Consider the following 24921-nt stretch of genomic DNA (forward strand, 5'->3'; position numbering starts at 1 on the left):
GGTGAACATGGGCATCCGCATCCACCGCCTGCGCAAGCAGTTCGACACGTTCACTGCGCTGGACGACATCACGTTGGACGTGCGCCAGGGTGAGTTGCTGGCACTGCTGGGGCCGTCGGGCTCAGGCAAGACCACGTTGTTGCGCATCATGGCCGGGCTGGAGCATGCCGATGGCGGGCAGGTGCTGTTCGGCGATGAAGATGCCACGCGCATGAGTGTGCAGTCGCGCCGGGTCGGCTTCGTGTTCCAGCACTACGCGTTGTTCAAGCATATGGACGTGTTCGAGAACATCGCCTTCGGTCTGCGGGTGCGGCGCGGTAACGAGCGTTGGGCTGAAGCGCGTATTCGCGCACGCGTGGAAGAATTGCTGGCGCTGGTGCAGTTGCATGGCCTGGAGCAGCGCTATCCCACCCAGCTGTCCGGTGGTCAGCGTCAGCGTGTGGCACTGGCGCGTGCGTTGGCGATCGAGCCGCGCGTGCTGCTGCTGGACGAGCCATTTGGGGCGCTGGATGCGCAGGTGCGCCGCGACCTGCGCCGCTGGCTGCGCGAGCTGCACGAACGTACCGGTCTGACCACGGTGTTCGTGACCCACGATCAGGAAGAAGCGCTGGAACTGGCCGACCGGGTGGCGATCCTCAACCGCGGCCGCATCGAGCAGCTCGACACCCCGGCGATGATCTACGACAAGCCGGCCTCGCCGTTCGTCTATTCGTTCGTGGGCGCGGTGAACCGCATTCCTGGTGTGCTGGCGGAAGGTCGGATCCAGGTGGCCGGGCATGCATTGCCGGCGGCTAACGCCGCGTTGGCCGCAGGCCCGGTGGAGGTGTATGTGCGACCGGAAGATCTGGTGCCCGATGACGCCGGTTGGCCGGCGACAGTGGCCTGGTCGCAGCGCAGCGGTGCGCGTCTGCGTCTGCGCGCAACGCTTGAGCCGGCAGGCAACGAGGTGGAAGTGGAACTGCCGGCCTCGGCGGGGAGTTTTCAGCCAGGGCAGCAGCTAAGGCTGGCGGCGCGGCATTACGGGGTGTTTCCGGTGTGATTCAACGCCGGCTGGGGCCGGTATTGAATGGGGACTTGGGATTTGGGAGTAGGGATTCGGGATTCGCAGAGCGGGTCCGCTTTTGCTTTGGCATTACGAATCCCCAATTCCCAATTCCCAATTCCCAATTCCCAATTCCCAATTCCCAATCTCAAGATCCTGCGCATTCAGTCGATGAGATGGGCATCCTGATCAGCACTATCGGTGGTTAAAGCCTGTGTGCTGGTTCAAAGGCGCACGACGTTGATGTTGCGCTGCAATGACAGTTGGACTAATAAAGTCACTGCAGCGTTGCTTCGCGTCATCCGACCGCCCATCGACCCAGGAGATGCTCCATGAAGCCGTCCCCCCTCGCGTGTTGTCTGTCGTTGTTGTTGCTCGGTGTCGTGCCGTTGGCGCATGCGCAGGATGAAGAAGCGCCAGCGTCGCCCTTCAGTGGCACCTTTGCGGTCACCAGCGATTATCTGTTCCGCGGTATCTCGCAGACCAATGAAGAGCCCGCCTTCCAGGCCGGACTCACGTACACGACGCCGTTCGGCGTGTACATCGGCACCTGGACCTCCAATGTCGATTACGGTGCGGGCGATCCGGATTGGGAAGTGGATGGCTTTGTCGGCTACAACACCGATCTGGGCACTAACTGGAATTTCGATGTGATGGTCAACCGCTACCAGTACCTGGGAGCCGGCGCGTCCAACTACGCCGAACTGATCACCAAGACCACGTTTTTGAAGACCTATAGCTTGACCGTTGCCTATACCAACGATCTGTATGGGTCGAAGACCGACGGCTATTACTACGCGCTCGATGCCAACTGGACGTTGCCGTACGACTTCACGTTCGGCGCGCACGCCGGGCACAGCGTTTACACCTCGGCGCTCAGTCAGGTGGATCACGATTACAACGACTTCGGGGTGAATGTCGGCAAGGCGTTCGGTCCGCTGGGTTTGAGCGTGGGCTATTACGACACCAGCGAAGCGGCCGAATTCGGCTTCGGTCGGCAGAATTCGCAGAACCATCTGGTGGCGACTGCCACGGTCACCTGGCCTTGATGGCGATCGACTAAATAGCGGCTCTGACAACTTGGCCGTGTAGTTGCGAGGCGGGAAGTGTTGATGCTCGGCTGCTTCAGCATCTACATCTAAACGATGCTTAGAAATCAGATTTCGGCTGGCTTGTTTTGGAGTGTTTGCACAGTGCGGATAGGTCGCTTGTAGAGCGGCTGATCTGCGACTTGGCTGCAGGGCCCTTGCCCGCCCACCCTCGCGGGACACGCCGCAAGTACGTCCGTGTAGGCTCTTACGCGGCATCCATGCCGCGTAAGGTCCCGCGACGGTGGGCGGGCAAGGACCAGTCGAGTTGATCGGCGTGCATAGGTTTCAATAAAGCAATCAGCAAACTGTCTGGTGCGGTGTCCTCACCGATTGCGGGACCGTGTGGCGGCATGGATGCCACCACCGAGCCTACACGGAAGTACTTGCGGCGTGTCCCGCGAGCGGTGCGGGCATCGCGCCCTCGACCAACTGAGCCTTTGCCTGCAGCCTCGCCGACCTTGCGTTTCTTGAGGCGCTCCGCTCGCACCTGATGATTGCCGGCTGCGTGTGTCAGCACTCTGAAGATGGACACGCAAAAGGCGCCTCGCGACGCCTTTTGCGTTCAAGCGTATTGGCCGATCAGTTCCAGCTCAACACGACCTTGCCGGCCTTGCCTTCTTCCATCAGGTCGAAGCCCTTCTGGAAATCGTCGATCGGCAATTGATGGGTCAGCACTTTGTGCAGTGGAAAGCCCGACAGCACCAGTTGCGTCATCTTGTACCAGGTCTCGTACATCTTGCGGCCGTAGATGCCCTGTACGGTGAGGCCCTTGAAGATGATCTTGTCCCAGTCGCAGCCGGCGCCGCGCGGCATGATGCCGAGCATGGCGATCTTGCCGCCGTGATACATGCAGTCGAGCATGTCGTTGAACGCGCGCGGGTTGCCGCTCATTTCCAGCCCCACGTCGAAGCCCTCCATGTGCAGGTCGGCCATGACGTCCTTGAGCGATGTCTTGGAGACGTTGACCACGCGGGTGGCGCCCATGTCGGCGGCCAGCTTGAGACGGAAATCGTTGACGTCGGTGACCACCACGTTGCGCGCACCGATGTGCTTGCAGATACCGGCGGCGATGATGCCGATCGGGCCGGCGCCGGTGATCAGCACGTCTTCGCCGATCACGTCGAATTCCAACGCACAATGCGCGGCGTTGCCGTAGGGGTCGAAGAATGCGGCCAGCTCGGAGGGAATCTGGTCGGGGATCGGCCACAGGTTGCTGGCCGGCATCACCATGTATTCGGCAAATGCGCCGTTGACGTTGACGCCGATGCCGACCGTGTTGGGGCACAGATGCGGGCGGCCGCCGCGACAATTGCGGCAATGCCCGCACACGATGTGGCCTTCGGCCGAGACGCGCTGGCCGACCTGGTAACCGGTGACCGCCGAACCGAGCTCGGCCACACGGCCGACGAATTCATGGCCGATGGTCAGGCCGGGTGTGATGGTGCGCTGGCTCCACTCGTCCCACACGTAGATGTGCAGATCGGTGCCGCAGATTGCGGTCTTTTCCAGCTTGATCAGCACCTCGTTGGGGCCAGGGCTGGGGACGGGAACCTGTTCCAGCCAGATGCCCTTGTTCGCTTCGCGCTTGACCAGCGCCTTCATCGTCTGCGCCATCTGGCGGGACCTGCTGAGTGAAAGTAAGGCGGCGATTATAGGCGTCGCGAGGTTTGCGCCATGCGGCGGTGCGGGAATTGGCGGTGTCGGCCGACACGGATCTTGGCTAGGTAAGTCCCGATCCAGCCCTTCTCCCACCGGGAGAAGGTGGCGCGCAGCGCCGGATGAGGGGCGCCTCAGAGATTTACCAGTCCCTGCAATGACCAACGCGTCGCTACGCGCCTTCAGAAGTGACGCGCCGACTGCTTCGCCCGTACCCTCACCCAAACTCCCGCTCCGCGCCCCGGCCCGCCCCGGCCCGGCCCGCCCCGGCCCGCGCTTGCGGCGCGGGCGCTCCCAGACACGCGCGCCAGTGGCGCGCAAGCCGCGCCTTTTCGCCCCGCAGGAGAGGGGGGAAAGAGCGCCGGCAACTCAGAACTTCACATCCAGACTCATGAAGTACTGCCGTGGCGCGCCGACCACCATGGTCTGGTTGTAGCCATCCGGATCGGAGGCGACATAGCCGTTGGTGCCGGTGCTGGCGAAGTAGCGCTTGTCGGTGAGGTTGGTGATGTTGAGCGCCAGCGCCACATCGGCCACTCCGCCCACACGACCGAAGTCGTACCGCGCGCCGGCGTTGAACAGCCAGTACGAGGGCACCTGCGAATCATTGAGGAAAGTGATGTAGCGCTTGTCGACGTACTTGCCGTCCAGATCCAGGCGCAGGTTGCCGAGTTGGTAGCTGGCGCTGGAGGAGAACATCAACGCCGGGATGCCGACCACGTCCTTGCCGGAGGTGGCGACCACGCCGTTGTTGAGGTAGTCGTCCTGATAGCGCGAGCGATTCCACGACAGCGAATTCAACCAGCTCAGGCCTTCCATCGGACGCCACATCAACGCCAGGTCGGCACCGGCGCTGTGCACGGCACCGACATTGCTCAGGATCGCCGCGCAGGTCTGCACCGCGGTGCACGGCGAGGTGGTCAACAAGCGGTTGGAGAACTTGGTTAAGTAGGCGTCGGCCGACAGCTGGAACTGCGCATCCTGCACGCGGTAACCCACCTGCACGGTCTGCGATTCTTCCGGCTCCAGCGTCGAACGGCTGCGGTCGAACGCGGCCTGCGAGGTGCCGAACGGGGTGAAACCGAAGGCGGCGATGTTCTTGCTGTAGGAGGCGTAGATGTCCTGGCGGTCGTCGAGCTTGTAGTTCACGCCAACCTGCGGCAAGAAGTTGTCTTCAGCGCGAATGCGTCCCTGTGCCAGCGCGGTGGTCGGCACCAGCGATTGCGCGCGCGTGGTGGTGCTGAGCGCCTTTGCGCCGTAGTTGAGGGTCAGGCGATCGTCGAGCAGGCGCACGGTGTCCTGCAGGTACAGCATGCGGGTCTGGGTGGTATAGCGCTGCAAAAAGTCGCGACGGAACGGGGTCTGCGCTTCGTACACATTGTACAGCGAGGTGTAGCCCTCGTTGCCCAGCGCGAAGTAATTGCGCCCTTGCGTGGTGCGTGCATTCTCGGCCCACACGCCGGCTTCCAGATCGTGATTGCCCCACGACCACTTCAGTGCGCTGGTACCGCCGAAACGGTCCAGGCCATAGTCGGTGGTGCGCATCGACACCGGGATCTGCGCCGAGGTGACGACATACGGCGTCACCCACTGCCCCTCGCCGCGATTGGCGTGGTAGTAGCCGGCGGCGTCCAGTGTTGCACCGCCGAACACGAACGTGCCCGACAAACCTGCCAGGTTGTCGCGACGCAGACCACCGCCTGCGTAGTAGCTGGCATCCAGCCAACTGTAATCATCGGGCAGTCCCGCCAGCGATTGCGGGTAGCCGTTGGCCACGCCGCTGGTGGCACCGGTGTTTTGATACGCACGCGCCATCTGCACCGCAGTGGCCCAATCCGGCTGCAGATAATCGTAGTCCCAGCCCAGCGCGCGCTGGCTGGTCAACGACAGATCCATGTAGTCGTATTCCTTGCGCCGCGAGGTATCCACAAACAGGCTTAAACGGTTGCCTTCGCCCCATTGGTACACGGTCTTGAGGTTGGCCTGCTCGGACTGCTGGTCGCCGAAGCCCTTCCACTTGTCGGTGGTGGCATTGGCATAAGACAGATACGCCGACAACCCATTGCGATCGCCGGTGTCGCCACGCACGAAGGTGCGACGCGTCGCATCGCTACCCACTGTCTGCACCAGCCGCAGGCCGGGCGTGGTCTGCGGATCGGCCGAGTAGAACTGCATGGTGCCGCCGAGATTGGTGTTGGACGCAGTACCGAGCGCGCCGGCGCCTTGCGCGATTTCCACCGAGCCGAGGTTTTCCGAAATGATGGCACGCGTGATATGCAGGCCGTTGGTGACGCCGTAGCTCATGTTGCCGAGCGGAATGCCATCGAGTGTGTAACCGAGCCGGCTCTGATCGAAGCCATGCAAGGTCACCTGCGTGGACCATTCGTAGGTGCCGAACGGGTCGGCCGATTGGAACTGCACGCCCGGCAATTTTTCCACTGCCTTGAAGGCGCTGCTGCCCGGTGTCAGTTGCTCGATGTCCTGCCGGCTGATGCGCTGCACCTGGCGCGTGCTGCCTTGCGAGACCACGTTGATCGCATCCAGCTGGGTGGCATTGGTTGCGGTATCGGCGGTGGTGACCGGCGCCTCCGCGACCGGCGCGTCTGCAGTGGCAGCCGGATCGGCAGCCGTTGTGGCGGCAGAGGCCATGACGGGAAGCAGCGCTGCCAGGGCGAGCGCCAGCGGAGTGACATGAAAACGACGAGTGGAAGTCATGGGGGAATCCTGTTCGGGCACGGCTGAGGGCGGACGCACGGTGCAAGACCGACGTTTCGCGACGCAGGGTGTCAACGACTCATGAAACATTGATGACGGTCGCTGTCTTAAAACTGTCGCGCTCGCCCGCTATACGTGTCGTGTCCAGCCGCCACCTGCGGCCATGCACCCGTATTTCTGCCAGGTTTCGCATCCATGACGTCTTCCCCCTCGCGCCGTGATTTCCTCAAGCGCGTCGCCGCGCTGACTGCTGCCGGCGCCTTGCCGTCTTCGATCGGCCGCGCACTCGCGCTGCCGGCCAACTCGCGTACCGGCACGCTGCGCGACATCGAACACGTGGTGATCCTGATGCAGGAAAATCGTTCGTTCGATCATTACTTCGGTGCGCTGCGCGGCGTGCGCGGTTTCGGCGATCCGCGTCCGCTGCAGTTGCGCGATGGGCAGCCGGTATGGAGCCAGCCGGCAAAGGACGGTCATCGCTTGCTGCCGTTCGCCTTCGATTCACAAAACACCTCCGCGCCGTTGATCAAGAGCCTGGATCACTCGTGGAAAGCCGGCCACGGGCAGGACCCGGCGCGCTGGGCCGAGTACGACGCCTGGGTGCCATACAAAGGCGAATTGACGATGGGGTATTTCCAGCGTCACGACATTCCGTACTACCACGCGCTCGCCGATGCGTTCACCATTTGCGACGGCTATTTCTGTTCGCTGCACGGGCCGACCAATCCCAATCGCATGTATCTGTTCACCGGCACCAGCGGCCCCAGCGTGGGCAATGTCGGTGCGCAAGCGGTGACCAATGCCGACGACGGCAACTGGACCGCCGACATGGCGCGCGACAAACCCGGTTACGCGGCGATGGACTGGACCACCTACGCGCAGCGTCTGCAGGCCGCGGGTGTGGATTGGCGCGTGTATCAGGAATACGACAACTTCGGCTGCAACTCGCTGGCGTATTTTTCGCACTATCGCGATCTGCAACCCGGCGACGAACGCTATCGGCGCGCGCGTGCGTGCGTGCCCGGTTCCACCGCGGAAAATGCCGCCACCACGCAGGCCGAGCATCTGGTCGCCGCGATCGCCGCCGATGTGCAGGCCAATCGTTTGCCGCAGGTGTCGTGGGTCGTTCCGCCCACCGCCTATTGCGAACATCCGGAAGCACCGCCGGCCTACGGCGAATCGCTGGTGGCGCGTTTGATCGATGCGCTCACCGCCAATCCGGAGGTCTGGGCGAAGACTGCGCTGATCATCAATTACGACGAGAACGACGGTTTCTTCGATCATGTGACCGCGCCATTGCCGGCGCTGGATGCGCACATGGGGCGCAGCAATGTCGACACGCGTGGCGAAGTCTACGAGGGGCTGCCGATCGGCCTGGGCATCCGCGTGCCGATGCTGGTGATCTCGCCGTGGACGCGCGGCGGCTGGGTCAATTCGCAGGTGTTCGATCACACCTCGGTACTGCGCTTGCTGGAGCGCCGTTTCGGCGTGGCCGAGCCCAACATCAGCCCGTGGCGGCGTGCGGTGAGTGGCGATCTGACCAGCGTGTTCGATTTCCGCAAGCCTGACGATTCGGCGTTGAGCGCATTGCCGGCGATCGGCGACTATCGCGCACGCACTGCTGCGGTGAGCGGAAAACCGCTGCCGGTACCGCCGACCACCGCGCGCATGCCGCGACAGGAGCCGGGACAACGTCCGGCGCGCGCGCTGCCGTACGCCTTGCAGGTGCATGCACGCGTGCAGAACGACACTGGCGTGCAACTGCAGTTCGTCAACAGCGGCGCTGCTGCAGCCGCGTTCAACGTCTACACCAGCGCTGCAAGTGGTGGCCCGTGGTACTACACCGTGCTGCCCGGCACGCAGCTCGACGATGTACCGCTTGGCGCTGCACACATCGGTGCCTATGCCTTGAGCGTGCATGGGCCGAATGGATTCCTGCGCGAGTTCGCGGGCGAACTTGCCGCCGCTGTGACGCAATCTGCAGCGCCGTGGTTGGAAGCCAGGCAGGACGGCGAAATGCTGGTGCTGGAACTCGGCAATGCCGGGCGCCAACCGTGCACGCTGCAACTGCGCGCACTGGATTACGCAGACCCGACCGCGCGCGCCGTGCAGCTGGCCGCAGGCCAGCGGCAAACCATCCGCCTGCCGTTGGCAGCAAGCGATCACTGGTATGACGTTGTCGTTGAGCAGCCGGGTGGGGCATTCCGCCGGCGCCTGGCCGGGCATCTGGAAACCGGCAAGCCCAGCCGCAGCGATCCGGCGTTCGGTCGCGCCTGAGCCGGCGTCCGGCCACGGCTGGAACGACGCCTGCCCGGCCAGGCGGGGCTGCGCGCAGCGAGCACACCGGCAGGAGCTGGATCAGGGCGCGGACCCTGCCGTTGGTCATGGGGTCCGCTGCAGATGTGAGGGTTACACTGTAACGCTCACCTTTCCGGGGCTGTACGATGCGTCCGAACCTGCTTGCCGTTTCCATGCTGACAACACTCGCGCTCGCGGCATCCGCACAGGCAGGCGAGGGGATGTGGGTTCCGCAGCAACTGCCCGACATCGCCGGCCCGCTGCAGCAGGCCGGCTTGCGCCTGTCGCCGCAGCAACTGGCCGACCTGACCGGCGATCCGATGGGCGCGGTGGTCGCACTGGGTGGCTGCACTGCCAGCTTGGTGTCGCCGCAGGGCCTGGTGGTGACCAATCACCATTGTGCTTATGGCGCGATCCAGCTCAATTCCACAGCGCAAAAGAATTTGATCAAGGACGGTTTCAGCGCCGCCACACCTGCAGACGAACTGAGCGCAGGCCCCACCGCGCGCATCTACGTGCTCGATGCCATCACCGACGTGACCGCGCCTGCCAAGGCCGCGATGGCGACGGCCGGCGATGATCCGCTCAAGCGCACACTGGCCCTGGAGGATTTCAGCAAGCAGCAGATCGCCGCCTGCGAGGCGCAGCCCGGTTACCGCTGTCAGTTCTTCAGCTTTGCCGGCGGAAATGCCTACCGGCTGTTCAAGAATCTGGAGATCAAGGACGTACGTTTGGCCTATGCGCCGCCAGGCAGCGTGGGCAAGTTCGGTGGCGATATCGACAACTGGATGTGGCCGCGCCACACCGGTGATTTTTCGTTCTACCGCGCCTACGTGGGCAAGGACGGCAAGCCGGCCGCCTATGCCAAGGACAACGTGCCGTACCAGCCCAAGCACTATCTGAAGTTCGCCGACCAGCCGCTGGGCGCAGGCGACTTCGTGATGGTGGCCGGTTACCCGGGCCGTACCAATCGTTACGCGCTGGCCGCCGAATTCGACAACACCGCCGGCTGGACCTATCCGGTGGTGGGCAGACATTACAAAGACGTGATCGCTCTGATCGAACAGGCCGGCAAGCAGAATCCCGACATCCAGGTGAAATACGCTAGCACCGTGGCCGGCCTCAATAACGCCGCCAAGAACTACGATGGGCAACTGGAAGGCTTCAAGCGCATCGGGGCGCAGGCGCAGAAGCAGGCTGACGAAGCCGCGGTGCTGGCCTGGCTGAAGGGGCGTGGCGCAGGCGGGCGCCAGGCGCTCGCGGCGCACGACACCCTGGTCAAACTGCTCAAAAGCGACCAGGCCACCCAGCAGCGCGACTTCGTGCTGCGGCAGTTCGACGCCACCGGCACGGTGGGGGCGGCAGTGACGCTATACCGGCTCGCGCTGGAACGCGCCAAGCCCAATGCCGAGCGCGAATCCGGGTACCAGGACCGCGACCTGCCGGCCATCGAAGGGACGATGAAGCAGATGGAGCGCCGCTACGTGCCGGCCATGGATCGGCAGCTCCAGCAGTACTGGCTCAGCCAGTATCTGAAGCTGCCCGCCAACCAGCGCATTGCCGCACTGGACCAATGGCTGGGCGGCGGCGATGCGGCCGCCGTGCAGGCCGCGTTGGGCAAGCTCGATGCCACCACGTTGGGCAGCACCGAGGCCCGCCTGAAGTGGCTGGCCGCCGATCGTGCCGCGTTCGAGGCTAGTACCGATCCGGCGATCCAATATGCCGTGGCGGTGACTCCGGCGCTGTTGCAGATCGAGCGCGAAACCAAGCTGCACACCGGCGAGCAGCTCAAGGCGCGGCCGGTGTATTTGCAGGCCCTGGCCGATTACAAAAAGAGCAAGGGCGAGTCGGTGTATCCGGACGCCAACCTGTCGCTGCGCATCACCTTCGGCAACGTCAAGGGTTACACCCCCAAGGATGGCGTGGCCTATACCCCGTTCACCACTCTGGAAGGTGTGGCCGCCAAGGACACCGGCGCCGATCCGTTCGATTCGCCCAAGGCGTTGCTGGAGGCGGTCAAGGCCAAGCGCTATGCCGGGCTCGAGGACAAGCGGCTGGGCTCGGTGCCGGTCAACTTCCTGTCGGATCTGGACATCACCGGCGGCAACTCCGGTTCGCCGGTGATGGACGCTCACGGCAAGCTGGTCGGGCTGGCGTTCGATGGGAACTGGGAGTCGGTGAGCAGCAACTGGATCTTCGATCCGTCCATGACCCGGATGATCGCCGTGGATAGCCGGTATCTGCGCTGGGTCATGACCGAAGTCGCCCCGGCGCCGCAGCTGTTGAAGGAACTCGGCGTGCGCTGAGGCGGCCGGCCGGCACGGGGGCGGGAGGGGTTATGATGCGCTCCCGTTTCGCTGCGGCGAGCCGGACCCTCCCCCAAGGAATCTCTCGCGCATGCGCATCCTGCTTGCTCGTCACGGCGAGACGCCGTGGAACGCCGAAGGCCGTTACCAGGGCCAGATCGATATCCCGCTGTCGCCGGTCGGCGAAGGCCAGGCCGCCGCGCTCGGCGCGCGCCTGCAGTCGCTGGAGATCACCCGCGCGGTGGCATCGCCGCTGTCGCGTGCGCAGGCCACTGCGAAGCTGGCGCTGGGCAGTGCACGCGAGAGCTTGCTGCAGACCGATGCGGACCTGCAGGAAATCGCGCATGGCGAATGGGAAGGCTTGCTGGCTAGCGAGATCAACGACAAGGATCCGGCGCGCTTGCGTGCCTGGCGCGAAGAGCCCGACACCGTGCTGATGCCCGGCGGCGAATCGCTGCGTCAGGTGCTGGACCGCAGCTGGCGCGGGCTGGCGCGCGCGGCCGATGGCCTGGGCGCCGACGACACCTTGCTGGTGGTTGCGCACGATGCGGTCAACCGCGTGATCCTGTGCAAGATTCTGGGCCTGCCGCTATCCAGGCTGTGGACCTTCCGCCAGGCACCGACCACGCTCAACCTGCTCGAAGGCGAGGACGTGGATCACCTGGAAGTGGTGCGCCTGAACGATTGCGCGCATCACACGCCATTTTTCGGTGAAGCCAAGCATCGGGCGTTGTAAGGCTTCGATTGGAAGGGGGTAAGCAGTTCGGTGGCGCGCAACAGTGGAGCAACCTCCGAGCCTACAAAGCCCATCAAGCTGGCACTGGTGCTCGGACTCTTAGGCCTGCTGGTGCTGGGAGTCTTCGGCGATTTCATCCCCGCCACCTTTTTATCTGGTCGGCAATGGGTAGCGCCGATGGTGCTGACAGGAGCCATTCTGACGGCCCTGCCTTTTCTGCATGCCTACCGCTACGGGCGACTTAAGGCAGTTGTCAGCAAGGGCGTGTTCAATACGTTGCTGGCGATCGTCGTGGCGCCGCCGTTGCTGGGCTGCGTGTGCTGGCTGATGCTGGCCCGAGGTGCGCCGTGGGTGTACACGCGCATCGCCGGTGTCAGCTTTCAAGAAACCCATGTCATGCAGACTGAGTACTTTCAAAGCGGGCGTTCGTGCAAATACCGATTGAGTGGCGGGCCGCTGGAAGATCGGTTTCCCAGCCATCTGTGCATCAGTGAGGCGCTGTATCGTCGGCATCCCGATCAGCAGATGACCGTGGTGTTGACCGGTCAGCGCTCGGTGCTGGGAATGCGGGTTGCAGCGATCGAAGACGTCCCGTGATCGAGGACGTCTCGACACAGGTAATTGGATTTGGCAACGACAAGCGCATGTGCCTGAGCACGCCGTCGTCTTTTGTCCGAGCACGTGGCGGCCTGCAAATTCGCGATAATGCAGTTCTTCCTGCGCAGTCTTCGCCGTGAACGCAACGAACTCTCTCTCCGACTGGCTCGCCTACATCGAGCAACAGCATCCGCAGAACATCGCCATGGACCTGGAGCGCGTGCGCGAGGTCGCTGCGCGTTTGCAGCTTGCAGCGCCGGCCACCCACGTCATCGTCGTCGGTGGCACCAATGGCAAAGGCTCCACCGTGGCCTTTATCGAGGCGATCGGGCGCGCGGCTGGCTGGAAGGTGGGTACCTACACTTCGCCGCATCTGCTGCGTTACAACGAGCGCGTGCGTATCGACGGAGACGAGGCCAGCGATGCACAACTGGTCGACGCCTTTGCAGCCGTCGAAGCGGCGCGCGGCCAGACCGCACTGACCTATTTCGAGTACGGCACGCTCGCAGCGCTGTGGCTGTTGCAGCGCTCCGCGCTGGACCTGGCGGTGCTGGAAATCGGCCTGGGCGGGCGCCTGGATGCGGTGAACATCATCGATTCGGATGTGGCGGTGATCACCACCGTGGATATCGACCACACCGATTGGCTGGGCGAAGACCGCGAAGCGATCGGTACCGAGAAGGCCGGCATCATCCGCGCCTGGAAACCAGTGGTGCTGGGCGAAATCGATCCGCCGTCGAGCGTGTTGCGGCGCGCCTACCAGCTGGGCGCCAATGCAATCCGCGCCGGCAGCGATTACTTCTTCGAGCCGATCGATGCACAGCAATCCGACACACAACAATCCGCCCCGCAGCATTGGCGTTGGCGCGATGTTGCAGTGACCCTGGAACTAACGATGCCGGCCCTGCACGCGCCGGTGCAACTGGCCAACGCCGCCGCTGCGATCGCCGCGCTGCAGGCATTGCCGGTCGAGGTACCCCCAGCGGCCTGGGCGCAGGGCATCACCAACGCGCAAGTGGCCGGGCGCCTGCAGCGCATCGATGTCGCTGGCGTGCAGGTGGTGCTGGATGTCGGCCACAACCCGCAGGCGGCGCGAGCGCTGGCCGACGCACTCGGCGCGCAAGCGCACCCAGGAAGCACGTATGCGATCTACGCCGCATTGGCAGACAAGGACGTGCCGGGCGTGGTGGAGGCGGTAGCCGCGCAGATCGACCACTGGATGCTGGCCGGGCTGGCCGGCGCACGTGGGCAGTCGGCCGAGGCATTGCAGCAACGCCTGCAGGGCACCGCCGCAGCGCAGGCGCCGTGCCATCGTGACGTCGCAAGCGCACTGCGCGCGGTACTCGCAGCAGCCAAACCAGGCGATCGCGTGCTGGTGTTCGGCTCGTTCCATACCGTCGCCGACGCGCTGCACGTACTTCATTCAGGCCACCAAGGTCGGTAGCCCGACTGCGGCCTTATAATCGCCGCGGCAACCCGCCACGCCGCCTCTCGTCTCTTTACGTGGATACTGCTCTGAAACAGCGATTGATTGGCGCCATCGTTCTGGTGGCGCTTGCCGTGATCTTCCTGCCGATGCTGGTCAAGGGCCCTGCGCCGTCGAGCGGCGTGGCCGATGTGCCGCTCGAGGCACCCGCAGCGCCTGCCAATGGCGAGTTCGAAACCCGCGAATTGCCGCTGGTCACCCCGGGCGATGCGCCTGCCGGCGGTGCACTGGGCATGCGCGGTGCCGCCACGGCGCCGGCAGCGGTGCAGGACAACCCGGACGCGGCCGACCTGGCCAACCCCTCCAGCGCGCCGTCGGCCCCTGATGTGGCCGCCGGCAACTACGCGGTGAATTTCGGTGCCTACGCCACCAGTGCCGATGCCGATGCGGTGATCGCGCGGCTCAAGCAGGCGCAACTGCCGGGCTTCAGCGAAAAGACCCAGATCAACGGCCGCCCTGCCTGGCGCGTGCGCGTGGGGCCGTATGTCGATCAGGCCCAGGCCGAATCGGCTCGCCTGCAGGCAGTGAAGGTGCGCGGTGACGTCAACGCGCAGGTGGTGACGCTGGATGCCAATACCGCCGCGCCAGCGCCAGCGCCAGCAGCTGCACCGACGCCTGCGCCAGCCGCAAAGCCCAGCAGCAGTGTGGCAGCCGCCAGCACCACCGCGCCGACCAGGACCGAAAGCCTGCCGCCAGAACCCGCCAAGCCGGTAGCCGCCGCGCCCAAGCCGGCCGAAGTGCCCAAGCCTGTGCCGGCCAAGCCGGAGGTGGCCAAAGCCGAGCCGGCCAAGCCCGAACCTGCCAAGCCGGTCGTGGCTGCGCCTACCGCGCCGGCAGCGCCTGCGGCCAGTTCGGTCGGTTTTGCGGTGCAGTTGGGTGCATTCGGCCGCGCCGAAGACGCCAATGCCTTGCGCGACCGCGTGCGCGCCGCCGGCTTCAGTGCGTTCGTCGAACAGGTCCGCACCGACAAGGGGGCGCTCAACCGCGTACGTGTCGGCCCGGTGGCCAACCGTGGCGATGCCGAACAGCTGCGTGCTCAGGTGGCGGCCAAGGTCGGCATTTCCGGCATGGTGCGCCCGCATCCGTAAAACGGCTGCGCCGCCATCGGGTGGGCGTTGCCGGAATCAGACATCTGCATCGGCGCGACCCTTCGTACACTGCGCGTGCTGCAGGCCGTCCGCATCAAGCCTGACAGCCACTCACGACATATCGCCAGTGGTTTTCAGATTCCCGACCGCCTCACACCCATGGAGGGGAGCGCAATGAACACCGAGCCAGGTTGCAGCAACGGCGCGCGCGCCGCGCGGAGAAGTTGGCAATGATCGACATGGTGCTGGGCGTCATCATTCTGGTGTCGGCCCTGTTGGGCTTGCTGCGCGGCTTTGTCGCAATCGTGGTCGGTACGCTGTCGTGGTTGCTTGCTGGCTGGGCCACATTCCAGTTCGGCGGCTCGGCCGCGCGCTGGATCGCCGACGGCAAGCATCCGTCGGCCACCGAGTCGTTCGGCGGCTACGCGATGGTGTTCGTCGGCGTGCTGATCACCGTAGCGGTGATCGGCATGGTGATCCGTGCCGGCGTGGACGCAGTGCGGCTCGGCGGGATGGACCGCATGCTCGGCTTCGGCCTGGGCGTGGTGCGCGGCGGCTTTCTGGCCAGCGTGCTGGTGCTGCTGATGAGCTTTACCCCGCTACCGCGTGAGCCGGCGTGGCGGCAATCGGTGCTGATGCCGATGCTGTCGCCGGGTGCGGGCTGGATGCGGGCGCAACTGCCGGCTTGGCGCATGCCGTCGATGGACATGCCATCGATGGAACTCGGCAACTTGCCAACGGAGTTGGGGAAGTTGCCCTCGGCAGGCGATAATACGGACCTGGGCAAGGCGCTGTCCGGGTCCGGTCTGAGCGACACCATCACGCGTGCGCTTGGGCAACCCGGTAAAGCTGCCAGCGACGGACGCGATCCGACGCAGGCGATGCCGGCCAATATCGATCCGGCGCAGATTCGCGGCGGAGAAAGCGACCCGGCTCGGGTCGAGTCTCAAGGCCAGGCACGGCCACCTTCACAGTAACGGCGCAAGCCGCAGCGGAGAACGCGCACCATGTGTGGCATCGTCGGTATTGTCGGCAACCAAAACGTCGCCGGGCAGCTTTATGACGGCCTGACCGTCCTGCAGCATCGTGGGCAGGACGCCGCAGGCATCGCCACCGCCGATGGCACGCGCCTACGTGTGCAAAAGGCCAACGGCCTGGTGCGCGATGTCTTCGACGAAAAGAAGATGGCGGTACTGGAAGGCCGCGTCGGCATCGCGCATTGCCGCTATCCCACCGCCGGCTCGGAAGGCATGGACGAGGCGCAGCCGTTCTACGTCAACTCGCCCTACGGCATCGCGCTGGCGCACAACGGCAACCTGATCAACACCGAGGCTTTGCGCCAGCAGGTGTTCGAGGCCGACCGCCGCAACATCAACACCGATTCGGACAGCGAAGTGCTGCTGAACGTGTTCGCCTACGAGCTGGATGCGCAGCGCATGCTCACCCCCGAGGCGGCGATCCGCGCGGTGGCCGGTGTGCACCGTCGCTGCAAGGGCGGCTATGCGGTGGTGAGCGTGGTGCTGGGCCTGGGCCTGGTGGCGTTCCGCGACCCGCACGGCATCCGTCCGCTGGTGCTGGGCAAGCGCGATCACGCCGAAGGCACCGAATACATCGTGTCCTCCGAATCGGCCGCGCTGGACATCCTCGGCTACCAGCGCGTGCGCGATGTGCGTCCCGGCGAAGCGTTGGTGATCACCGCGCGCGGCGAGCTGTTTTCGGAAATCTGCGCCGCGCCCACCGACCATGCGCCGTGCATCTTCGAGTACGTGTATTTCGCGCGTCCCGATTCGATGATCGACAACATCTCGGTGCACAAGGCGCGCATGCGCATGGGCCTGAAGCTGGGCGAGAAGATCCTGCGCCTGCGCCCGGATCACGATATCGACACCATCATTCCGATCCCGGACACCTCGCGCGATGTGGCGCTGGAGATGTCCAACGTGCTCGGGGTGAAGTACCGCGAAGGCTTCGTCAAGAATCGCTATGTGGGCCGCACCTTCATCATGCCGGGGCAGGGCGAGCGGCAGAAATCGGTGCGCCGCAAGCTCAACCCGATCCACCTGGAATTCCGCAACCGCGTGGTGCTGCTGGTCGACGATTCGATCGTGCGCGGCACCACCAGCCGGCAGATCGTGCAGATGGCGCGCGATGCCGGTGCGCGCAAGGTGTATCTGGCCTCGGCCGCACCGCCGGTGCGTTACCCCAACATCTACGGCATCGACATGCCGGCCGCCGAAGAACTCATCGCACACGGCCGCAGCGAGCACGAGATCCAGGAATTTCTCGGCTGCGACTGGCTGATCTATCAGGATCTGGAAGACCTGGAAGTGGCGGTGCGCGAAGGCAACCCGGACATCAAGCAGTTCGATTCCTCGTGCTTCAACGGCGAGTACATCACCGGGATCGAGCCGGGTTATTTCCAGCGCATCCAGCAGTTGCGCTCCGACGAAGCCAAGCGCAAACGCCGCGCGTGATGGTGGTGCGGCAGCGTTGTGGAGTTGCGCTGCCCGCGAACGACGGAGCGCTGACGTGACGATGGATCTCTTGCAGGCCGCGCACGCCTGCCTGCAAGCGGCCGATCCGCTGGAGAAGGTCGCGCTGACCCAGCGGCATGCGGCCGCGTTCCGCGCCGGCACGCTGTCGTTGCCATCGCCGCAGGCCGCGCCCCCCGCGCCGATCTGCATGCCTGGCCGGCCTGCACGGCCGGTGCTGGTGCATCCGCGCGAGGTGCCACGGCGGGGATTGGGCAGGCCGGAAGGGCGCGCCGCCTTCATCCACGCCATCGCGCATATCGAACTCAACGCCATCGATCTGGCCTGGGATGCGGTGTATCGCTTCCGCGGGTTGCCGGATGCGTTCTATGCGGATTGGGTAGCGGTGGCCGACGACGAATCGCGTCACTTCATGTTGCTGCGCGCGCGATTGCAGGCGCACGACCACGACTATGGCGATTTTCCCGCGCATAACGGCCTGTGGGAAATGTGCGAGAAAACCGCGCATGACGGCCTCGCACGCATGGCCCTGGTGCCACGCGTGCTGGAAGCGCGTGGTCTGGACGTGACACCGGCCATGATCGTCAAGCTGCGCTCGCTCGGCGACATCGCCACTGCGCAGGTGCTGGAAACCATCCTGCGCGAAGAAGTGGCGCATGTAGCGGCCGGCTCGCGCTGGTATCGCTGGTATTGCGCGCAGGCCGGCATCGAGCCGCGTGCGCGTTTCAAGGCGCTGCTGCGCGAATACGCCGGCGGCTATCTGCATGGACCATTCAATATCCAAGCGCGGCTGCTTGCCGGCTTCGATGAGGATGAGTTGGCCAGTCTGGTGGAGCAGGCTGGCTGAAAAATGTGCGCAGGTTCCCTCTGCGCAGCCGCCGGAATCGCATGCATTCAAGGCGAGCATCACAGAACTGTAATTTTCCTTTGCAACTACTTGCAATGTGGACTGCCGCTCCGGCCTTAATGGCGTCCCGGGGGCAGGGGCCCGGTGTTTCACATCCGTTACTTCCATGTCTAAAGAGAGAGAGACGATGAAGTCGAAGTCGATGTGCACCACGGTGGGTCTGATTGCCATGTGTCTGGCCGGTTCGGCCGCCGCTGCCGGCAAACCGCTGTATCAATCCGGTCCTGCGCTGAGCCGCAGTGCAGCCGCCACTGCCACCACCGAACCCTCGCTGCAACGGGTGTTGAGCTCACCGTCCACAGCCACCGCGCAGGTAGTCCAGCTCGATGCCGGTGCAGTCACCGCCTCGGAAAAGCTGCTGGAACTGCAACTGGATGGCCAGACCATCACCGCCACCCAGGCCAAGGTCGATGCCCTGGAAGGCGGCGATAGCGTGTGGTACGGCAACCTCGGCCCGCGCGCTGGTACGCGTGCACGCACGCTGTCGGGCGTGGATCCGCTGAACTCCGCGATCCTGGTCCGTAGCGGCGACACCGTCACCGGCACCATTCGCTACGCCGGCAAACTCTATCGCCTGCGTCCGCTGGCCGATGGTCGCCACGTGCTGGTGCAGGTGGATGAGCAGCGCATGCCGCAGGAGCATCCGGCCGAATACAGCCTGCTGCCCAAGTTCGACATGCCCGGCGACGGTCGTGTCACCGCTGCCGCCGCCTCGTCCGGCAGTCCGGCGACCATTCGCGTGCTGGTGGTCGCCACCAATCAGGCGGTGACTGCGTACGGCGGCAACATGCAAGCGCTGGTGCAGCTGGCGGTGGCCGAGGCCAACCAGGGCTACACCAACAGCAACGTCGGCATCACCCTGCGGCTGGCGCGTTACGAGACCACCAGCTACAGCGAAACCGGCAACTTCACCACCGACCTGCAGCGCTTCCGCGTGACCAACGACGGTTACATGGACAGCATCCACACCAGCCGCAACACGTATACCGCCGATGTGGGCGTGATCGTGTTGAACAACGCCACTTACTGCGGACTGGCATCGGGGATTGGGTCGACCGCCGCAACCGCGTTTGCATCGGTGTACTGGGATTGCGCCACCGGCTACTACAGCTTTGCGCATGAAATCGGGCACCTGCAGAGCGCACGCCACGACGCCACCAACGACCCGAGCACCTCGCCGTATGCCTACGGTCACGGCTATCGCTATGGCAACAGCTGGCGCACCATCATGGCCTACGACTGCAGCAGCGGTTGCCCGCGCCTGAACTATTGGTCCAACCCCAACATCAACTACAACGGCATCCCGATGGGCAATGCCAGCACCGCCGACAATCAGCGCGTGCTGGTCAACACCAAGGCCACGATTGCCGGCTTCCGCTGAGGTTGACGTTGAGCGTTTCGCTGTCGGCCCGGCACTCCATGTGCCGGGCTTTTGCCGCTACACCCGCGCGCGGGTGTAACGCAGACTAGGCGCACCGTCGGCAACTGCCGGCCTTGTCTTGTGGAGCGGAGCACTCATGTCCAAGTCCTTGCGTTATGCGGCGCTTTGCCTGGCCGTACTTGCGGTTGCCGGCTGCAAACAGCAACCCGCCGCGCCGGCTCCCTCGCAACCCAAGCCCGCTGCTGTGGCGACGGCAACGCCCACCGGCAACGATGCCGAGGCGCGCGCCCTGCATGTGCTGGAAGCGCGCTTGCAGAGCGATCATTTTTATCCGGACAACTGCATCAGCATCCTGTCCGAACAGGGCGATGCGCCCACCCCGGATGCCTTCGAATTCGCAGTGCACGAGCGCCATGGCAACGACTGCCCTGGCGACCCGCAGACCAGCCCGGTACGCGACCGCTTCCGCGTGCAAGCCGATGGCACAGTACTCTGGTACGACGTGGTCAATGCCGATTTTGTCGACTACGCCGAGCATGCGCGTAGCGTGCAGTGATGCCTTTGCTCGCTAGGTTCTCTCAGCCACGTTAAAGCGCCAACTGCTCCAGCGCGATGCTACCGGCATCCACACGCAACACCGAGCCTTGTTCGTACCAGTCGCCCAGCACAATGCGCGTGCAGGTGTGGCCACCGGCCTGCAGCGTGTGCACGTTGGGGCGATGGGTATGACCGTGGATCAAGCGATCTACGCCATAACGCACGAAGGTCGCTTCCACTTCGGCCGGTGCGACGTCGGTAACGGTTTCGAAGCGCAATTGATCGCCCTGCTTGAGTTCCGATTGACGCGCCTGGCTTGCCGCGCGCGCCTGCTGCGCGAACGCTACCCGTGCGGCCAGCGGCTGGGCCAGGAACTGCGCCTGAAACACCGGGTCGCGCGTCTGTGCACGGAACGCCTGATAGGCGGTGTCGTCGGTGCATAGCAGATCGCCATGCATCAACAGCGTCGGATGCCCGTACAGATCGATGACGGTGGGATCGGGCAGGATGCGGAAGCCGGCGCGCTGCGCATAGGTCTGGCCAACCAGAAAATCGCGGTTGCCTGCCATGAAGAACACCGGTACGCCGCTATCGGCGACGGCATGCAGCGCAGTGGCGACAGCGTCTGCGGCGGCCGACGGGGTGTCATCGCCGATCCAGGCTTCGAACAGATCGCCGAGGATGTAGAGCGCGTCGCTGCCGGGCACCTGCGTGCGCAGGAAGTCCAGAAACAGCTCAGTAATCGCCGGCCGGGCCGGATCCAGATGCAGGTCGGAAATGAACAGGGTCGTCATTGCGCCATTGTACGGCGGCAGCGCGGGACGGGAACCGGGACGCTGGGGTAGGCAGCGTGAGCAGGACAAGCACGGAGCGAAATGCCCTCTCCCTGCGGGAGAGGGGTAGGGGTGAGGGTACGGGGCGAAGCCACACGCTGAAGTTGCAATGGCTGCGTGTTGGCTTTTTATCAACCTTCGCGAGAGATCTTCTACGGCGAGTGCGCGAGGCTTCGCACGTACCCTCATCCGCCCCTGCGGGGCACCTTCTCCCGAGGGGAGAAGGGAGTGGCGAGGTTGCTTGCTCGTCAGAGAATCTCTGCGCTGCTGGTCCCTGCTTTTTACCCCAACAACACCGGCAATCCCCACAAAGACAAACTGGCCAGCACCACCCCGATCGCGGTCGCAGCCAGCACATCGCTTGGATAATGCAGCCCCAACACCACCCGCGACAGCGCCACGCCCGCCGAGAACGGCACCAGCAACGGTGCCAGCCACGGATAGTAGGCCAGCGCCACGATGCTGAAGGACACCGCGTGCAAGGTGTGGCCGGAGGGGAAACTGAACTCGTCCAGCGGCGCTACCCAGGCGCGAATGCGCACGTCGGCTGCATACGGGCGCGGGCGCCGCGTCCAGCGTTTGAGTGACTTGTACAAGGTCAGCGCGAGCACACCGGTGGCTGCCATGTGCGCAGATGCGCGTACGCCGTCCATGCCGTCGAGCAGCACCAACAGGCCCATCAGGCCATACCAGAACACCCCATCGCCGAGCCGGCTGATGGTGGCGAACGCGCGCCGCACCGGGTGACGCCGGCACCAGTGATTGGCGCGCCGGCACCAGCGCGCTTCGTGACCGCGTAGAACCTCAAGCCGCGTTGCCGACATAACGCCCCCGTGCAGCAGTGATGCCCAGCAACAAGGCTTCGAAATCGGACACCACATTGTCCGGGTGCAGTTTCTGCATCGCTTGCGCGGCCGCAGCACCCATGCGCTGGCGCATCGCGTCGTCGTCGGTGAGTGCGACGGCGGCCTGGATAAACGCCGCGTCGGTCTCGACTGCCGCGCCGCTGTGACCGCTGCGCAGATACTCGCGTGCGGCGCCGTAATCGAAAGCGACCGTGGCCACACCGCTGGCCATCGCCTCCAGGGTCACGTTGCCGAAGGTCTCGCTGCGGCTGGGGAACAGGAACAGATCGCCGCTGGCGAAGTGGCGTGCCAGCGCCTCGCCGCGCTGGATGCCGCAGAAAATGAAATCGGGGTTCTCGTGCGCGATCTTGTCGCGTGCCGGGCCATCGCCCACCCACACAAAGCGTGCTTTCGGGCGGATCTGCTGCAGCTTGCGAAAGGCATGGATGGCAAGGGGCAGGTTCTTTTCGTTGGCGATGCGTCCGACGTAGATTGCAGCGAAGCCTTCACCTTCGATGCCCCATTCGGCACGCAGCGCGTGATCGCGTCGCGCCGGATCGAACTGCTGGTTGTCCACCGCGCGTGCCAGCAATTGCACGCGCTCGAATCCGCCTTCGCGCAGGAATTGCTGCAGTTCGCGCGTCGGCACCAGGGTGGCATCGGCCTGATTATGAAAGCGCCGCATCCAGCGCAACGCGGTGCCTTGCAGCCAGGCGGCGCCGTAGTCGGGCAGGTATTCGTCGAAACGCGTATGGAAGCCGGTGGCGACCGGGATGCCGAGCCGGCGCGCTGCACGCATCGCCGACCAGCCCAAGGGGCCTTCCGTGGCCACATAGATCGCATCCGGTTGCGTGATTCGCCAATGACGGATGAGCCGCTGCGTTGCCGGCAGCCCGAATTTCAGCCCCGGATAGCGCGGCAGCGATGCGCCGCGCACCAACAATGCAGTCGCCGGTCCCGTATCGCCGCTCTGACGCGGGCGCACCACGTCCACCTGATGTCCGCGTGCGCGCAGGCCGGTTTCCAGGCCGTGCACGGTCAGCGCCACACCATTGACTTCGGGGGGATAGGTTTCGGTAACGATCGCGTAGCGCATGCCCGTTCTCCGGTTTTGGCTAGCTTCCGGGAGAGCGATGGCATGGATGTTGCGACGATAAGTCGCGGCGGTGACAAGCGCGACGGGAGTGGGGATTTGGGATTCGGGATTGGAGATTCGCAGAAGCGGGCTGTGCAAATGTCAGCAAGCCCGCAACACATGGTATGCCGGGATCAACAAATCCCCAATCCCGAATCTCCCATCCCGCCTGAGGCCACCGGCCTCAGGTCACAAACGGTTTGAACGCGATTCCCAGCCCGGCCATGCTTTCGACTTCGCCAATCAGATCGGCGCGCAGCAACGGGCGCGAGTCGATCCAGCTTTGCGACAGGATCAATGACAGTCGGGTGTCATCGGCAGTGAGTTCCAGGGTCGGAATCGGGTCGGACTCGTGCGCGCGATGCAGCAGCACTGCCAGCCGCAACAATGCGGCCTTGCGTCGGGTCGGCAGCAACAGACGATCCGGCAGCGCCTCGAACGCGGTCTTGGGCACGTTGCGCCGGTGCGTACGCACCAGCGACGCCAGCACCTGCTGCTCCTGCCGCGAGAAACCGGCGATATCCGAATGCTCCAGGATGTAGCTGCCGTGCACGTGATATTGGCTGTGCGCAATGATCAAGCCCAGCTCGTGCAACCGCGCGGCGCGGCGCAACACCTGCGCATCGTCGCCATCCAGTTGCCAGGATTCGCAGACCTGATCGAACAGGCGGCAGGCGGTGGCTTCCACGCGCTGGGCCTGCACTTCGTCGATCCCGTAGCGCTGCACCAACGAGGCCACCGAGCTGTCGCGCGGGTCGTTCTCGCCGCCGCGGCCGAGCATGTCGTAGAGGATGCCTTCGCGCATCGCCGCCTTGCTGACCATCAGCTTCTCCAGCCCCAGGGCCTGGAATGCAGCCTCGAGCACCAGAATGCCGCCGGCAATGATCGGGCGCCGCTCGGCAGCCAATCCGGGCAGCTGGATGTCTTCGATGCGCTTGGCCTTGAGCAGTTCATCGCGCAGCGCCGGCAGCGCCTCGGCGGTGATCGCGCCCTTGGTGAGTTTCATCGCCGCACAGATTTCGCCGATGGCCTTGTGGGTGCCGGACGAGCCGATCGCTTCGTGCCAGCCCAGCGCCTTGTACTGATTGGCGAACTGCTGGAACTCGGCGCCGATCTCGGTCAGCGCGTCCTTCCATTTCTTTTTCGACAACTTGCCGCCGGGAAAAAAACGTCGTGTGCTGGCGATGCAGCCGGCCTGCAGACTTTCACGTTCCAGCGTCTGAAAACCGCGGCCGATGATGAACTCGGTCGAGCCGCCGCCGATGTCGATCACCAGCCGGCGCTGATCGGGCTTGGGCGGCTGCGCATGCGCAACGCCCAGATAGATCAGGCGCGCTTCCTCGCGGCCGCTGACCACCTCGATCGCATGCCCGAGCGCGGTTTCGGCAGGCATCAGGAACGCTTGTGGCGAACGCAGCTGACGCACCGTGTTGGTGGCCAGCGCACGCACGCGCAACGACGGCACTTCACGAATGCGCTGGCCGAAGCGCGCCAGACATTCCAGCGCGCGTTGGCGCGCTTCGTTGGAAATGCCACCTTTGCCATCCAGGCCATCGGCCATGCGCACGGTCTCGCGCAGGCGATCGACGACGCGCAGCTGACCCATCAGGTAGCGCGCAATGACCATGTGGAAACTGTTGGAGCCTAAGTCGATGGCGGCAAGGTAATCGCCGTCGCGCAGTGGCGGTATCGTGGGGGAGGGTGTTGGCATGGCCGCATGGTAGCCGATGGATGGTTGGCCCCGTGAGAGGCACCGACAAAACGACTGCGCACACT

Annotated in this window: 20 protein-coding genes; 13 read left to right on the forward strand and 7 right to left on the reverse strand. The window is 64.6% G+C overall.

What is annotated here, in order from left to right; translation table 11 throughout:
• Nucleotides 1-7: 7 nt before the first annotated feature.
• Nucleotides 8-1039 carry a sulfate/molybdate ABC transporter ATP-binding protein gene (locus XcyCFBP4188_RS00870; protein WP_023902846.1) on the forward strand — a complete coding sequence of 344 codons (1032 nt, stop codon included), beginning with the start codon at nt 8-10 and terminating at the stop codon, nt 1037-1039.
• A 335-nt stretch (nt 1040-1374) separates the two neighbouring features.
• A complete protein-coding gene (locus XcyCFBP4188_RS00875) occupies nt 1375-2091 on the forward strand; it encodes a TorF family putative porin (protein ID WP_006452587.1) in 717 nt (238 codons plus the stop codon).
• 247 nt (nt 2092-2338) lie between these two features.
• Here XcyCFBP4188_RS00875 and XcyCFBP4188_RS22420 read toward each other — a convergent pair whose 3' ends face one another.
• From XcyCFBP4188_RS22420 to XcyCFBP4188_RS00890, 3 genes are all read right to left on the reverse strand, one after another.
• Nucleotides 2339-2665 (reverse strand): hypothetical protein, encoded by a 327-nt coding sequence (locus XcyCFBP4188_RS22420; protein ID WP_146094018.1) that lies wholly within the window; start codon nt 2663-2665, stop codon nt 2339-2341.
• Between the two features lie 47 nt (nt 2666-2712).
• Entirely contained in the window at nt 2713-3747 is a 1035-nt protein-coding gene (gene tdh / locus XcyCFBP4188_RS00880; protein WP_006449402.1) for an L-threonine 3-dehydrogenase, read from the reverse strand.
• Between the two features lie 411 nt (nt 3748-4158).
• Nucleotides 4159-6594: a TonB-dependent receptor gene (locus tag XcyCFBP4188_RS00890; protein ID WP_104591488.1), complete on the reverse strand. Its 2436-nt coding sequence runs from the start codon at nt 6592-6594 to the stop codon at nt 4159-4161.
• Nucleotides 6595-6699: 105 nt separating this feature from the next.
• On the opposite strand from XcyCFBP4188_RS00890, the gene XcyCFBP4188_RS00895 reads away from it, so the two are divergent.
• The 11 genes from XcyCFBP4188_RS00895 to XcyCFBP4188_RS00945 all read left to right on the forward strand — a co-directional run bounded on the left by XcyCFBP4188_RS00895 (nt 6700) and on the right by XcyCFBP4188_RS00945 (nt 20351).
• The gene (locus tag XcyCFBP4188_RS00895; protein WP_104591489.1) at nt 6700-8781 is read left to right on the forward strand and encodes a phosphocholine-specific phospholipase C; all 2082 of its coding nucleotides are present in this window, start codon (nt 6700-6702) and stop codon (nt 8779-8781) included.
• A 242-nt stretch (nt 8782-9023) separates the two neighbouring features.
• On the forward strand, nt 9024-11108 hold the full coding sequence (locus XcyCFBP4188_RS00900) for a S46 family peptidase (RefSeq protein WP_174705816.1): 2085 nt from the start codon (nt 9024-9026) through the stop codon (nt 11106-11108).
• Nucleotides 11109-11199: 91 nt separating this feature from the next.
• Complete coding sequence (locus tag XcyCFBP4188_RS00905; RefSeq protein ID WP_006449398.1) at nt 11200-11844, forward strand: histidine phosphatase family protein; 645 nt, start codon at nt 11200-11202, stop codon at nt 11842-11844.
• An 87-nt stretch (nt 11845-11931) separates the two neighbouring features.
• Nucleotides 11932-12441: a hypothetical protein gene (locus tag XcyCFBP4188_RS00910; RefSeq protein ID WP_006449397.1), complete on the forward strand. Its 510-nt coding sequence runs from the start codon at nt 11932-11934 to the stop codon at nt 12439-12441.
• Between the two features lie 136 nt (nt 12442-12577).
• Nucleotides 12578-13885, forward strand: a complete 1308-nt coding sequence (gene folC, locus XcyCFBP4188_RS00915) for a bifunctional tetrahydrofolate synthase/dihydrofolate synthase (protein ID WP_006449396.1) — start codon at nt 12578-12580, stop codon at nt 13883-13885.
• Between the two features lie 59 nt (nt 13886-13944).
• Nucleotides 13945-15015 carry an SPOR domain-containing protein gene (locus tag XcyCFBP4188_RS00920; protein WP_043907714.1) on the forward strand — a complete coding sequence of 357 codons (1071 nt, stop codon included), beginning with the start codon at nt 13945-13947 and terminating at the stop codon, nt 15013-15015.
• Nucleotides 15016-15245: 230 nt separating this feature from the next.
• Nucleotides 15246-15992, forward strand: coding sequence for a CvpA family protein (locus tag XcyCFBP4188_RS00925; RefSeq protein ID WP_006449394.1), 747 nt, complete (start codon nt 15246-15248; stop codon nt 15990-15992).
• A gap of 30 nt (nt 15993-16022) precedes the next feature.
• Complete coding sequence (gene purF, locus XcyCFBP4188_RS00930) at nt 16023-17489, forward strand: amidophosphoribosyltransferase (RefSeq protein ID WP_006449393.1); 1467 nt, start codon at nt 16023-16025, stop codon at nt 17487-17489.
• A 61-nt stretch (nt 17490-17550) separates the two neighbouring features.
• Nucleotides 17551-18354: a ferritin-like domain-containing protein gene (locus XcyCFBP4188_RS00935; protein ID WP_006449392.1), complete on the forward strand. Its 804-nt coding sequence runs from the start codon at nt 17551-17553 to the stop codon at nt 18352-18354.
• Between the two features lie 187 nt (nt 18355-18541).
• Nucleotides 18542-19795 carry a zinc-dependent metalloprotease gene (locus XcyCFBP4188_RS00940; protein WP_043907712.1) on the forward strand — a complete coding sequence of 418 codons (1254 nt, stop codon included), beginning with the start codon at nt 18542-18544 and terminating at the stop codon, nt 19793-19795.
• A gap of 136 nt (nt 19796-19931) precedes the next feature.
• Nucleotides 19932-20351: a hypothetical protein gene (locus XcyCFBP4188_RS00945; protein WP_006451730.1), complete on the forward strand. Its 420-nt coding sequence runs from the start codon at nt 19932-19934 to the stop codon at nt 20349-20351.
• Between the two features lie 31 nt (nt 20352-20382).
• Here XcyCFBP4188_RS00945 and lpxH read toward each other — a convergent pair whose 3' ends face one another.
• The 4 genes from lpxH to ppx all read right to left on the reverse strand — a co-directional run bounded on the left by lpxH (nt 20383) and on the right by ppx (nt 24856).
• Nucleotides 20383-21126: a UDP-2,3-diacylglucosamine diphosphatase gene (lpxH, locus tag XcyCFBP4188_RS00950; protein WP_006451731.1), complete on the reverse strand. Its 744-nt coding sequence runs from the start codon at nt 21124-21126 to the stop codon at nt 20383-20385.
• 320 nt (nt 21127-21446) lie between these two features.
• Nucleotides 21447-21989 carry a phosphatase PAP2 family protein gene (locus XcyCFBP4188_RS00955; RefSeq protein WP_043909856.1) on the reverse strand — a complete coding sequence of 181 codons (543 nt, stop codon included), beginning with the start codon at nt 21987-21989 and terminating at the stop codon, nt 21447-21449.
• On the reverse strand, nt 21970-23106 hold the full coding sequence (locus XcyCFBP4188_RS00960) for a glycosyltransferase family 4 protein (RefSeq protein WP_006451733.1): 1137 nt from the start codon (nt 23104-23106) through the stop codon (nt 21970-21972). The genes XcyCFBP4188_RS00955 and XcyCFBP4188_RS00960 overlap by 20 nt, the downstream gene beginning before the upstream one ends.
• Nucleotides 23107-23329: 223 nt before the next feature.
• A complete protein-coding gene (gene ppx / locus XcyCFBP4188_RS00965) occupies nt 23330-24856 on the reverse strand; it encodes an exopolyphosphatase (protein ID WP_006451734.1) in 1527 nt (508 codons plus the stop codon).
• Nucleotides 24857-24921: the final 65 nt, after the last annotated feature.

This window comes from Xanthomonas hortorum pv. cynarae, from assembly GCF_002939985.1.
Taxonomy (GTDB): domain Bacteria; phylum Pseudomonadota; class Gammaproteobacteria; order Xanthomonadales; family Xanthomonadaceae; genus Xanthomonas; species Xanthomonas hortorum_D.